Here is a 12,404-nt window from a genome sequence, read left to right as displayed (position 1 = left end):
GCCGCCTGTAATGCTGCAGATCCTGTCCAACCGCACCTATCGCCATCTTTTCGCCGCCCAGTTGATCGCGCTGGTCGGCACTGGCCTCGCCACGGTGGCGCTGGGGCTTTTGGCCTACGATCTGGCCGGGCCCGATGCTGGCGTCGTGCTTGGCACGGCGCTTGCGATCAAGATGACCGCCTTCGTCGTTATCGCGCCGGTTGCCGCCGCACTTGCCGAGAGGCTGCCGCGGCGCTTGATGCTGGTCTGCCTCGACCTCGTTCGGGCGGGCGTGGTGCTGATTTTGCCGTTCGTATCGGAGGTGTGGCAGGTCTATGTGCTGATCTTCGTGCTGCAATCGGCGTCTGCCGGCTTCACGCCGGCGTTCCAGGCGACCATTCCCGACGTGCTGCCCGACGAGAAGGACTATACGCGCGCGCTGTCGCTGACGCGGCTCGCCTATGATCTCGAAAGCCTTGTCAGCCCGATCCTGGCGGCGGCACTGCTGACGGTGGTGAGCTTCCATAGCCTGTTTGCCGGCACGGTGGTGGGCTTCCTCGCATCCGCGGCACTTGTTGTTTCAGTGAAGTTGCCGAGCAGGCTGGCATCAGGGCAGGGCGGCATCTACGAGCGGACGACGCGCGGGCTGCGCATCTATCTGGCGACACCGCGTCTGCGGGGGCTTCTGGCCGTCGGCATGGCGGTGGCCGCCTCGGGTGCGATGGTGATCGTCAACACCGTCGTCATTGTCCAGGGCGAGTTCGGCCTCGACCAGCAGGCGACCGCCATGGCGCTCGCGGCCTATGGCGGCGGCTCGATGGTGGCGGCACTGATGCTGCCGAGGTTTCTCGACCGCATTTCCGACCGCACGATCATGCTGGCGGGCATCGCACTGGTCGCGGCAGGGCTGCTGTGTGGCACGCTGGTCCGCGGCTATGACGGGCTGCTGCCGCTGTGGTTCGCGCTCGGGCTCGGCTATTCGCTGGCCCAGACGCCGGGTGGCCGCCTGATCCGGCGCTCGTCGCGGGCGGAGGATCGGCCCGCCTTGTTTGCTGCGCAGTTCGCGCTGTCCCATGCCTGCTGGCTGATCACATATCCCCTGGCCGGTTGGCTGGGTGCGACCGTCGGCCTGACAGCCGCCTTTGCCGTCATGGCCACGGTTGCGGCAGCTTCCACTGTTGCGGCGCTGGTCGTCTGGCCTGTCGCCGATCCCGACGTCCTGGGCCATCATCACCACGATCTGGCCGACGACGATCCGCATTGGGTCGAAGGCGGGCATCGCCATGGCCACGGCCATGCCCATAGCTTCGTCATCGATCCGCTGCACCGCCACTGGCCGCGCGAGGTGGAGGCAGGCTGAGGCTGGCTTAGCGCTTCATTCCATCGACGGCGAACTGCCGAGCGATAGTGCCAGCTTGCGCAGAAGCCCCGCCAATTGCGCCTGCTCGTCCCAGGTCAGGCCCTCCAGCATCAGCGTCTCGACCGCCATGTCGGCCTCGAAGGCCTCGCGGGCGCGGGCGAGGCCTTCTTCCGTTAGTTCTACGGGCAGGCTGCGGCCGTCGCCCTCCGAACTGACCTGCCTGACGAGGCCTGCCTTGAGCAGCTTGACGATGCGGTTGGTGGCGCCTCCCGACGAGATCATCATGGATTTGTAGAGCTCGGTCGGGCGCAGCCGATAGGGCGGGCCCGAGCGCAGCAGTGTGAACACGACGTCCGCCTCGCCGGTGTCGAGCCCGTAGGAGGCGAAGACCGCTTCGATCTTGGGCCGGGCGGCAAGCGTGATCCAGCGGGCACGGCCGAGGATCGCCATGCCGCGCGTGTCGAGATGGGGCAGCTCCCTTGCCCACTGCGCCCGGCGCGCGTCGATGCCGTCCAGCAGGCCGTCGCCAGCCAGCTCCCCGATATTTTCGTCGAGATGTCTTGACACTAAGATAATTCCATCATTTATCTTAATCGTAAGATATCTGGAGGTTGACCATGACGCAACAGGAAGTTCTTCGGCTGCCGGTGGCATATGCGGCGCGCTCGCCGCTGGTTCTTTTGGCGTTGTGCGGCCTCGTCTTCGCCACCCGCATCATGATTTCGAAGGCGGCGCTGAATGCCGGCATGCAGCCGTTCCAGCTGGCGCTGGTCGCCAATGTCGGCGCCGGCCTGATCCTTCTGCCGCTGTTGGCGGCTTCAGGGCAGGGCATCCCGCACCAGTGCAGCCACCTTGTGCTCTATCTGGTGCTCGGCATCATCAGCTTCACCATCCCGACCGTGCTCGGCTACTACATCGTCGACCGCGTCGGGCCGGCCTACACCTCGACCGTCTATTCACTGTCGCCTCTGCTGACGATGAGCTTCGCCGCCGGGCTCGGCATCGAGCGCATGTATCTAAGGCGTTTCGCCGGCATCCTCATAGGTTTGGCGGGCATGGCTGCACTGGTGCAGCAGCAGATGGCCGAGATCGACTTTTCGCAGACCGTCTGGGTGCTGCTCGGCATCATCATCCCGGCCTGCGCCGCCGCCGGCAACATCATCCGCTCGGCCTATTGGCCCAAGGGTTCGTCGGCGCTCGCCTTCTCTTGCGGTATCCTGCTGAGTTCCAGCCTGATGGTTGCGCTGGTGGCGCCGTTTTTCGAAGCGCCGTCGAGCTGGGTCTTCCTTGACCGCGACATCCTGTTCTGGATCGGCTGCATGGTCGCCACCTCGGCCTCGTCTTACCTGCTCAATTTCCGTCTGCAGGAAATCGGCGGGCCGGTGTTCTTCAGCCAGCTCGGCTACTGGGGCACGGGCTTCGGCGTAGTGCTGGCGGCCTTCCTGTTCAACGACGTGCTGACCATCCTGTCGATCGTGGGACTGGCGGCGATCATCGCCGGCGGGGTGCTGGCCAACCGCCGGCGCGCCTGATCAATTCAAGCTTCAACGAGGAGAAAAAGAATGTCTTTCCAGGCCTATCTCGACACCATCAAGACCAAGACCGGCAAGGGACCGGAGGAACTGCTGGCACTCGCCGACGCCAAGGGCTTTTCCGACGGCGGCAAGCTCAAGCCCACGGTCAAGGCCGGACAGATCGTCGAATGGCTGCGTGACGAGTTCAGCCTCGGCCATGGCAATTCCATGGCTGTCTATGCGCTGCTGAGCGGCAAGAGAAAGCCCGGCGACAAGTAACGCCCGGGCCGGGCTCGCGGTCTTGAAACCGCGGCCCGCTCCGCCATCTTACCTCGTGAAACGCGCAACATCTCGAACGAGGAAGCGCCAGGCGGCAGGCCGGCTGGCCACCAAAAATCCCGAAGGCCAGTTGACCCCGCCGTCCGCGCCAAGGTTTCGGGCAGCGTTACCTTTGAAAGCGTCTTCCTCGTCAGCCAGACGAAGGGAGATACGAAATGGCCAAGGTCGTTTGCGTCCTTTACGACGATCCGGTGGATGGCTACCCCAAGCACTATGCGCGGGACGGCCTGCCGAAACTTGAGCGCTATCCCGGTGGCCAGACATTGCCCACACCTGATGCCATCGACTTCGAGCCGGGCGTGCTGCTCGGCAGCGTGTCGGGCGAACTCGGCCTGCGAAGCTTTGTCGAAGGCGCTGGGCACAGATTGGTCGTAACCTCCGACAAGGACGGCCTCGACAGCGTGTTCGAGCGCGAGCTCGTCGACGCCGAGATCGTCATTTCGCAGCCGTTCTGGCCGGCCTACCTGACCGCGCAGCGGATCGCCAAGGCTTCCAGCCTGAAGCTCGCCATCACCGCTGGCATCGGCTCCGACCATGTCGACCTGCAGGCGGCGATGGAGCACGGCATCACGGTGGCCGAGGTCACCTACTGCAACTCGATCAGCGTATCCGAGCACGTGGTGATGATGATCCTGGGCCTCGTGCGCAATTACATCCCGTCCTATCAGTGGGTTGTTGACGGGGGCTGGAACATCGCCGACTGCGTTGCCCGGTCCTATGATGTCGAGGGCATGCAGGTGGGGACGGTGGGTGCCGGCCGGATCGGCAGTGCCGTGCTGCGGCGACTCAAGCCATTCGACGTCAGGCTGCACTACACCGACCGCCACCGGCTGCCCGAGGCCGTCGAAAAGGAACTCGGCTTGACCTTCCACAAGACGGCGGCCGACATGGTGCCGGTCTGCGATGTCGTCACCATCAACGCGCCGCTGCACCCCGAAACCGAGAACCTGTTCGATGCGGCGTTGATCGCCAGGATGAAGCGCGGCGCCTATCTGGTGAACACGGCGCGCGGCAAGATCTGCAACCGCGACGCTGTCGCGGCAGCACTCGAGAGCGGCCAGCTGGCAGGGTATGCCGGCGACGTCTGGTTTCCGCAGCCCGCGCCCAGGGACCATCCGTGGCGGACGATGCCGCATCACGGCATGACGCCGCATATTTCGGGATCGTCGCTGTCGGCCCAGGCACGCTATGCCGCCGGCACCCGCGAAATCCTCGAGTGCTGGTTTGCCGGCCGGCCGATCCGCGAGGAATATCTGATCGTCGACGGTGGCAAGCTCGCCGGCGCGGGGGCGCATTCCTACAGCGCGGGCGATGCCACGCGCGGATCGGAGGAGGCGGCCCGCTTCAAGCAGTGACTGAAGCGCGCTTACAGGAGCGAATGCAGCGGGCGAAGCGTCGAGCGTGAGAGCTAGAGTTGGTTCGCCATCGATTCTGCCGCAGTGACGTTGGCTCGGAATCGTGCCATTCCGCTGGCATGAAGGGGATGCGGCTCCTATTGCGGGACAGGCTGTCGGCTGGCGCCATCGCCGGCATCATCGCCTTCATGCTGTTGTTCCAGGCGCTGCTCTCGGGCTTTGCATCAGGCGCCATGGCAGCCTCCGCCGCCGATCCGCTCGGCGTCATCTGCACCATGGAGGGCATGGGCCCGGCTGGCGGCGATCAGCCCGCCCGCAGCCCTGCCGAATGCCCCTGCGGCACGCTTTGCCAGCTTGCCGTCGCGGCTACGCCCGGCCTGCCGGGCGAGCAGCTTGCCTTCATTCTTGAGCGGCCCGAGGCTGATGGCACAGTCGTTGCCGAGCAACGGCAGCCTGCACCTCAAGGCCAACGCGGTCTCATCGCCGAGGCGAGGGCGCCTCCGCTTTTCTCCGTCTGACGTCGAAATCTGCAGGCCATCCGGCTCGCGCTTCCACTGATATGGAGACAACAATGTCCGATACGACCCTCGGACGGGAGAATGCCGTCGTGCGCTCCGCGTCCAACCTCTACCGAGCCGTCTGGCGCTGGCATTTCTATGCCGGGCTGATGGTGCTGCCCTTCATGATCACACTCGCCGTGTCAGGCGCGCTCTATCTGTTCAAGGACGAGATCGACAATTTTGTCTATTCCGACCTCAAGCGCGTCGCAATCGAGCAGAGCAAGGTGTCGCCGGAAGCCATGGTGGATGCGGCCTTGGCCAATTATCCCGGCGCGGCGGTGAAGTACCTCGACCCGGCAACGCCCGAGAGCTCAGCCGAGATCACCTTGACGACGCCTGATTTCGGCAAGCTGGCCGTCTTTGTAAATCCTTACAGCGGCTCTGTGCTGGGCGCCTTGCCCGACCGCGGCACCATCATGTGGACGATCCGTTACCTGCACAGCCTGAAATATTTCGGCGACGGCGCGCGGCTTCTGATCGAGCTTGCCGGCGGCTGGTCGATCCTGTTGGTCGGCACCGGCATCTATCTGTGGTGGCCGCGCGGCAAGAAGGGCGGCGTCGTCAGCGTGCGCGGCAAGCCGAAAAACCGCATGTTCTGGCGCGACCTGCATGCGGTGACCGGCCTGTTCGTCGGCTTTTTCATCGTCTTCCTGGCCATCACCGGCATGCCCTGGTCGGGCGTCTGGGGCGAGAAGGTCAACGAATGGGCCAATGGCAGCAATTTCGGCTATCCCTCTGGCGTGCGCGTCGACGTGCCGATGTCGGGCGAGCATCTCGACCATGTCTCGAAAACGTCGTGGTCGCTGGAGCAGGCGAAGCTGCCGGAATCGTCCGAAGCCGCGGGCACGCCGATCGGGCTGAACAAGGCGGTCGAGACTTTTGATCGGGTGGGTCTGCATCGCGGTTATGCGGTTGCAATCCCGAGCAAGCCGACGGGCGTCTACACCGGCTCGGTTTATCCTGATGACGCAAGCCAGCAACGAGTGATCCATCTCGACCAGTACAGCGGCGAGCCGCTGATCGACATGGGTTTCGCCGACTACGGCCTGGGCGGCAAATGGATGGAGTGGGGCATATCGGTGCATATGGGCCAGGAGTTCGGGCTGGCCAACCAGCTGGTGCTGCTGGCCGCCTGCCTCGGCATCGTGCTGCTTGCCGTGTCAGCCGGGGTGATGTGGTGGAAGCGACGTCCGGTCGGTTCACTCGGCGTGCCGCCGCTGCCCGAGGACCCAAGGGTGTTTCGCGGGCTGATCGCCATCCTCGCTACAGGCGGCATCGCCTTTCCGCTCGTCGGCCTGTCGCTGCTGGTGATGCTGGCGCTCGACTGGGCCGGTACGCGGATGCTGCGCCCACGCTACGCCTGACGCGATGCGGCCGCCGCTCTTGGGTGGCGGCCGCCTTGGCGCATGGGGCACGTCGGGCTAAGCTCTGATGCCGGGACAGCAAGCGAGGACGAACATGCCGAGAGCACTTCTGGTCGCACTGCTTACGCTCGGTGTTGCAACGCCCGCCATGGCGACCTCGGGACCTGGCTGCCTGGTGGTCGTCAACGTCGCCAGGAACGACGCGCTCAACATGCGCGCCGGACCTTCAGCCAATGCCCGCATCGTCGACGTGCTGGTGCCGCAGCGCCACGGCATCATCCATCTCGACGCCGCCTGCCGGCCGACGACCCAGCCATGGGCAAGCCGCTGGTGCCCGGTCACCCATTATGACGGCGACCGCACCACCAAGGGCTGGGTCAAGGCGCGCTTCGTCCGCGACAGCGAGTGCCCGTAACCGGCCCCAGCAGGGGGCGAGACAAAACTGGACCAACCGGCTTTGCTTGACCCGTGGCCTGCCATGGGGCACTGACGCCGTCCCGAAAAAAGCCCTCAATCGACAGACTGGCAGGACAATGACCACCGGCAAGCATGGCGGCCATGCAGGCATAGCCTTCGCTCTCATCGTGACAAGCACCGTGCTCGGCATCGCCGGCACCGACCTCGTGCTGCCGGCCGTACCCAGCCTGCCCGAGGTGCTGGGCGGCAGCTACGCCCAGGCGCAATTCGTTTTGGCAGCATTCGTCACCGGATCGGCAGCCGGACTGCTCACTTTCGGCACATTGGGTGCGCATTTCGACCAGCGTCGGCTGCTGGTCGCTTCGCTCGTCGCCTACGGACTGATCTCGGCAGTCGCCGGCATGAGCACGTCGCTCGACATGCTGATCGGTCTGCGCTTCCTGCAGGGCGCGGCGGGTTCGGCGGCGGCGGTATTTGCCCCCGGCATGATCCGCGCACTGTTCGGCGATGAGCGTGCAGTGGGCAAGCTTGGCCTGCTCGGTTCGATCGAGTCGCTGACGCCGGCACTCGCACCCGTCGTGGGCGTGTGGCTTCTGTCGCTTGCCGGCTGGACCGTCTCGTTCGACGTGATCGCCGCGCTGGCGCTGCTGCTGGCAGGTGCGGTTGCGGCATTGAGCCGCCATTTGCCGGCGCTGACCACGGGCAAGGGCGCGGGCGGTTACGCCCATCTGCTGCGCGACGCGACCTTCCTGCGCTACGCGGTAAGCCATGCCTTCACGCTCGGCGCACTGCTGGTGATCGTCTTTGCAGCGCCGACCGTGTTCGTGGCGGCACTCGGCGCCGGGCTCAAGGATTTCATCATCATGCAGATGACCGGCATCGCGACCTTCATCGTTGCCGCCAACTGGACCGGGCGGCTGACCGGCCGCTTCGGCGCCGAGCGTATGATCTGGTTCGGAACCGCTCTGTCTGCCCTCGGCGGCGTGGCGATGCTGGCATACGCGCTGATCGGCGGAGCCAACACACTTGTCGTGACCGCCCTGTTCGTGCCGTTCAATTTCGGCCTCGGTTTTCGTGGGCCGCCCGGCTTCCACCGCGCGGTGGTGGCCTCGCAGGGCGACGATGCCCGAGGTGCTGCTCTGGTCGTCGTGGCCATCCTCGGCACCACGGCGGTGGGCACGGCCATGGTCGCGCCCTTCATCACGCTCGGCCTGTTGCCGCTCGCCATCGTGGCTGCGGCGCTGGTGCTGGTGGCGCTGCTGCTGCTCGCCGTGATCCCGCCTCTGAAGGACAGGTGAAGGCGCCTCGGCTTGCCCGGCGATGCCGCCAATGTCCTTGATTTCGCCGCGTAATCGGCTGATGGTCCGGCCATGGAATGGCGCGACGAAGGAATCATCCTCGGCACCCGCAAGCATGGTGAAACCTCTGCCGTGCTCGAGGTGATGACGCGGACCCATGGCCGCCATCTCGGGCTGGTGCGCGGCGGCCGCTCGCGCAAGCAGCAACCGCTGCTGCAGCCCGGCAATCGCGTCGAGTTGACCTGGCGCGCGCGGCTCGACGAGCATCTCGGCACCTTCCAGGCCGAGCCGATCGAGCTTAACGCAGCCCGCCTGATCGACAGCGCCGTCGCCGTCTACGCGCTTCAGACTCTCGCAGCCCATCTCAGGCTGTTGCCCGAGCGTGATCCGCATGGCGGCCTCTACGAGACGCTGGGCATCGTCATCGACAATCTCGGCGATGCCGACTGCGTCGGCGAACTGGTGGTGCGCTTCGAACTGCTGGTGTTGGAGGAACTGGGCTTCGGCCTCGATCTCAGCGAGTGTGCCGCCACCGGCAGCCGCGAGGAGCTGGCCTATGTGTCGCCCAAGTCCGGCCGGGCGGTGTCGCGCATTGCGGGCGAGCCTTGGCGCGACAAGCTGTTCCTGCTGCCTGTCTTCCTGCAGCAGGGCGCGCGGCAGGGCGCAGACCTTGCAGCCATCGAGGATGCCTTCCGGCTGTCGAGCTTCTTCTTTTCCCGTCACGTCTATGAGCCGCGCGGCATTGAGCCGCCGGAGGCGCGCGGCGGGTTGATTGCGGCGCTGCGCAAATATTACGCCGCCCGCGCAATTTCGCATGGAGATACCGCCGCATGAGCGAGTTCGAGCTGTTTCCGGGCCATGTCGCGAAACTCGGCCTGGGCACGATCCCGCACGACGACGTGCATCTCTATTCGGGCCAGGAACTGCTGCAGCGCGTCGCCGACGGGCTCTATCCGGCGCCGCCGATTGCCGGTTTGATGAACATCGTTCTGACCGAGGTGGAGGAGGGGCGTGTCGTCTTCCGCGGACTGCCGAGTGAGCGCCATCTCAACCCGCTCGGCACGGTGCATGGCGGCTGGGCAGCGACCATTCTCGATTCCGCGCTCGGCTGCGCCGTGCACAGTACGCTCGCCAAGGGCGAGGCCTATACGACGGTCGAATTCAAGGTGAACCTGACGCGGCCGATCACGCCGAAGACCGGCGAGGTGATCTGCGAGAGCAAGGTAATCCACAAGGGGCGGACGCTCGCCGTCTCCGAGGCCAGCCTCAAAGACGCCAACGGCAAGCTGCTCGCCTTCGGAACCGAAACATGCTCGATCTTTCCCGTCGCCAATCTGGCGGCGCGCTGAGCGGCCAAGTCTGAGGGGGAGTGGCCATGTTCGAAAGTTTTCTCGGCGTCATCGCTGTCGTCGCACTGTTCGTCTTCGTCTCGAAGCAGCAGACGCGTCTCAACCTGCTCGAGCGGGAACTGGCGGCGCTGCGCGGCCTGGTGCTGTCGGGCGCGGCGCCGGCGGCCAAACCTGTCGCCAAAGCCGCCGAGGCGGTGATTTCAGATAGCATCAGCGAACCGGTTGCGCCGGAGGCATTGCCAACCGAGGCAGCCGCGGAAACGCCCGCGGCCATGCCTGCGACCGAGATGGCCGCAGCGGAGGCAACGCCCGGGAAGACGGAAGAACTGCCGATTGCAGCCGCTGTTGCTGCGGAAGCCGAGGTGGCCGGCCCGTGGGGCGGGAAGCCTGCTTCTGGCGAGGCTGCACCTGCTGCACCGCCGGCGCGGCAAAAAGCCGACATCGAAACAGCGCTTGGCACCCGCTGGGCGGTGTGGGTCGGCGGCTTGGCGCTGGCCTTTGGCGCCGTCTTCCTGATCCGCTATTCCATTGAATCCGGCCTGTTCGGACCCGGCGCGCGGCTGTCGATGGCAGCACTCCTCGGCCTGGCCCTTGTCGGCGGCGGCGAGTTCATTCGCCGCACGGGCTATCGCGTGCCGATCGAGGGCGGTGCAAATGCCTACATCCCCGCTGTGCTGACGGCCACGGGTGCATTCGCCCTGTTCGGTACGATCTACGCAGCGCATGCCATCTATGGCTTCATCGGCGCCGGGCCGGCCTTCGTGCTGCTCGGCATCATCGGCGTGGCGACGATTGCCGCAGCCCTCGCTCATGGCCAGGCTCTCGCGGGTCTCGGCCTTGTCGGCGCGATGGTGACGCCGGCGCTGATCTCGTCGACGGCGCCGAACATCTGGGCGCTGTTCGGCTACCTCGCCATCGTGCTTGTGGCCACCGCAGCGATTGCCCGGATCCGCCGCTGGACGCTGCTGATCGGCGCTGCCTTCGTCGGTACCGGCCTGTGGACGTTGCTTTACATGGCGGATGCGCCGCTGGCCAACTTCTCGGTTATCCTGTTCATCAGCGTGGTCACGCTGGCTGTGCTTGCCTTCCTGTGGCTTGGTCGCATCAGCGAAGAGGCGGCTGATACCCTCGACTGGCCGTCCATCGTGCCGGCCTTCTTCATCGCGGTGACAGCGCTGGTCCTGTTCCTCCATCCGGCCTATGCCGTGATCGGCGGTCCGCTGCGGGGTGCTGTTCTGCTGCTCGGCATGCTGGCCGTGGCGCTCTACCGGCCGGCAGCTCTTGCCATGTTGTTCGCCGCCGGCATCGCCACCGTGCTCGTCTACCTGCGCAACATCTTCGGAGGCACGGTTGAGCTCGACCTGCCCATCGGCGCCCTGACCGTCGAGGGGCTGCCGATCGAGATTGCAGGTGCGACGCTGACCCGCATCGGCTGGGTGCTCGGCCTGGTGTTTGCCGGCGCCGGCTTCTGGAACGCGCGGCGCCTGGTCGCCGTCGGGCCTTGGCGTTCCGCCGCTTGGGCCGGGTGGGCGGTAACCGTGCCGCTGGTGGTGCTGTTTTCGCTCTGGCTGGCCTATGGCAACCCCGACCGCGACCTGCTGCGGGCGCTTCTGGCAGCCGTTCTGACGCTGGCCTTCATTGCCGCCGGCGAATGGATCGCGCGCGCCGAGGAGCCGTCATTCGCAGGCGGACATGCGGTGTCCTTTGCCCTTGGCGGGGCGGGCGCGGCCTTGCTGCTTGCGCTGCATATGGGTTTCGGCTCGGGCTGGACCACGGTCCTGCTCGGCGCCTCGGCCGCCTTGCCGGCGCTGGCGACGCGGCTGCGGCGCTATCGGGTGCTCGGCTGGCTGAGCGTGGCGGCCGCCATTGCCGTGCTTGCTCGCATCGCCTTCGACCCGACCATCGTCGGCGCCGATGTGCTTGGCCGTACGCCTGTCTTCAACTGGCTGCTGCCGGGCTATGGCATCCCGGCGCTTGCCTTCGCCTTCGCCGCCTGGCAGCTCCGGCGCACGACCGACGGCCGGCCCCGTCTGGTGATGGAGGCAGTCGCCGCGTTGTTCTCGCTGCTCGCGGTCGCGATGCTTGTCCGCCACGCCATGAATGGCGGCATCATCAACTCGGAAGCCCCGACGCTGGCCGAACAGGCGATCTACACGTTGATCTCCCTTGGTGGCGCCGGCATCCTTGTGGCGCTCGACATGCGCTCGCCGAGCCCGGTGCTGCGCCAGGGGTCGCTCGCCATCGGCGTGCTGTCGGTGCTGTTTGTCGTCGCCCAGCACTTTGCGGTGCTGAATCCGCTGTTCACCGACGAAGGCACGGGCAGGATCCCGTTCTTCAACCTGCTGTTCCTGGCCTATCTGCTGCCGGCGATCGCTGCCGGTGGGCTCGCGCTCTACGCCCGCGGCAAGCGGCCGAAATGGTATTCGGCGATGCTGGCGCTGGTCGCGGCACTTCTGCTCTTTGCCTATGCCACGCTGTCGCTGCGCCGGCTGTTCCAGGGCGAGCATATCGGCCTGTGGGCGGGGTTGGGGCAGGTGGAGACCTACTCCTACTCGGCGCTGTGGCTGGCCATGGGCGTTGGCCTGCTGGTCGCCGGTGTGAGGCTAGGCTCGCAGGTGTTGCGTATCGCCTCCGCAGCCCTGATCTGTGTCGCGGTCGCCAAGGTGTTCCTGTTCGACATGTCGGAACTGGAGGGCGTGCTGAGGGCCTTGTCCTTCATCGGCCTCGGTGCAGTGCTGATTGGTATCGGCCTGTTCTACCAGCGCCTGCTGACGCGTGCTTCACGCGACGAGGGGTAAGGAAAGCTTAACGAAGATTGCCGGAAAGTTACCGATAAATAATTGATTTTATTATATTCCGTGCAATGTTG

At 65.8% G+C, this 12,404-nt stretch carries 12 protein-coding genes; 11 read left to right on the top strand and 1 reads right to left on the bottom strand.

Translation table 11 applies throughout. From position 1 onward, the window contains the following. Nucleotides 1–10: 10 nt before the first annotated feature. Nucleotides 11–1,339 (top strand): MFS transporter, encoded by a 1,329-nt coding sequence (locus NDO48_RS11040; RefSeq protein WP_018427042.1) that lies wholly within the window; start codon nt 11–13, stop codon nt 1,337–1,339. A 15-nt stretch (nt 1,340–1,354) separates the two neighbouring features. Here NDO48_RS11040 and NDO48_RS11035 read toward each other — a convergent pair whose 3' ends face one another. Continuing rightward, nucleotides 1,355–1,906 (bottom strand): MarR family winged helix-turn-helix transcriptional regulator, encoded by a 552-nt coding sequence (locus NDO48_RS11035; protein WP_018427043.1) that lies wholly within the window; start codon nt 1,904–1,906, stop codon nt 1,355–1,357. Between the two features lie 50 nt (nt 1,907–1,956). On the opposite strand from NDO48_RS11035, the gene NDO48_RS11030 reads away from it, so the two are divergent. From NDO48_RS11030 to NDO48_RS10985, 10 genes are all read left to right on the top strand, one after another. Further along, nucleotides 1,957–2,871, top strand: coding sequence for a DMT family transporter (locus NDO48_RS11030; protein ID WP_018427044.1), 915 nt, complete (start codon nt 1,957–1,959; stop codon nt 2,869–2,871). Between the two features lie 30 nt (nt 2,872–2,901). Continuing rightward, nucleotides 2,902–3,132 carry a DUF4287 domain-containing protein gene (locus NDO48_RS11025; RefSeq protein ID WP_018427045.1) on the top strand — a complete coding sequence of 77 codons (231 nt, stop codon included), beginning with the start codon at nt 2,902–2,904 and terminating at the stop codon, nt 3,130–3,132. A gap of 215 nt (nt 3,133–3,347) precedes the next feature. Continuing rightward, complete coding sequence (locus tag NDO48_RS11020) at nt 3,348–4,547, top strand: NAD-dependent formate dehydrogenase (RefSeq protein WP_018427046.1); 1,200 nt, start codon at nt 3,348–3,350, stop codon at nt 4,545–4,547. A gap of 128 nt (nt 4,548–4,675) precedes the next feature. Beyond that, nucleotides 4,676–5,065, top strand: a complete 390-nt coding sequence (locus NDO48_RS11015) for a DUF2946 family protein (protein WP_081623548.1) — start codon at nt 4,676–4,678, stop codon at nt 5,063–5,065. Between the two features lie 53 nt (nt 5,066–5,118). Then, nucleotides 5,119–6,471: a PepSY-associated TM helix domain-containing protein gene (locus NDO48_RS11010; protein ID WP_040456588.1), complete on the top strand. Its 1,353-nt coding sequence runs from the start codon at nt 5,119–5,121 to the stop codon at nt 6,469–6,471. A gap of 94 nt (nt 6,472–6,565) precedes the next feature. Continuing rightward, entirely contained in the window at nt 6,566–6,886 is a 321-nt protein-coding gene (locus tag NDO48_RS11005) for an SH3 domain-containing protein (RefSeq protein ID WP_018427049.1), read from the top strand. Nucleotides 6,887–7,004: 118 nt separating this feature from the next. Further along, a complete protein-coding gene (locus tag NDO48_RS11000; protein WP_267321483.1) occupies nt 7,005–8,186 on the top strand; it encodes an MFS transporter in 1,182 nt (393 codons plus the stop codon). Nucleotides 8,187–8,258: 72 nt separating this feature from the next. Continuing rightward, nucleotides 8,259–9,020 carry a DNA repair protein RecO gene (gene recO / locus NDO48_RS10995; RefSeq protein WP_018427051.1) on the top strand — a complete coding sequence of 254 codons (762 nt, stop codon included), beginning with the start codon at nt 8,259–8,261 and terminating at the stop codon, nt 9,018–9,020. Then, on the top strand, nt 9,017–9,535 hold the full coding sequence (locus NDO48_RS10990) for a PaaI family thioesterase (protein WP_018427052.1): 519 nt from the start codon (nt 9,017–9,019) through the stop codon (nt 9,533–9,535). The genes recO and NDO48_RS10990 overlap by 4 nt, the downstream gene beginning before the upstream one ends. Before the next feature lie 26 nt (nt 9,536–9,561). After that, the gene (locus tag NDO48_RS10985; RefSeq protein ID WP_267321482.1) at nt 9,562–12,333 is read left to right on the top strand and encodes a DUF2339 domain-containing protein; all 2,772 of its coding nucleotides are present in this window, start codon (nt 9,562–9,564) and stop codon (nt 12,331–12,333) included. Nucleotides 12,334–12,404 lie beyond the last annotated feature (71 nt).

It is taken from the genome of Aminobacter sp. MET-1, assembly GCF_026521175.1.
GTDB lineage: Bacteria > Pseudomonadota > Alphaproteobacteria > Rhizobiales > Rhizobiaceae > Aminobacter.
Note: the sequence above shows the minus strand (reverse complement) of the source record. Positions and strands in the feature narration are given on the sequence as shown.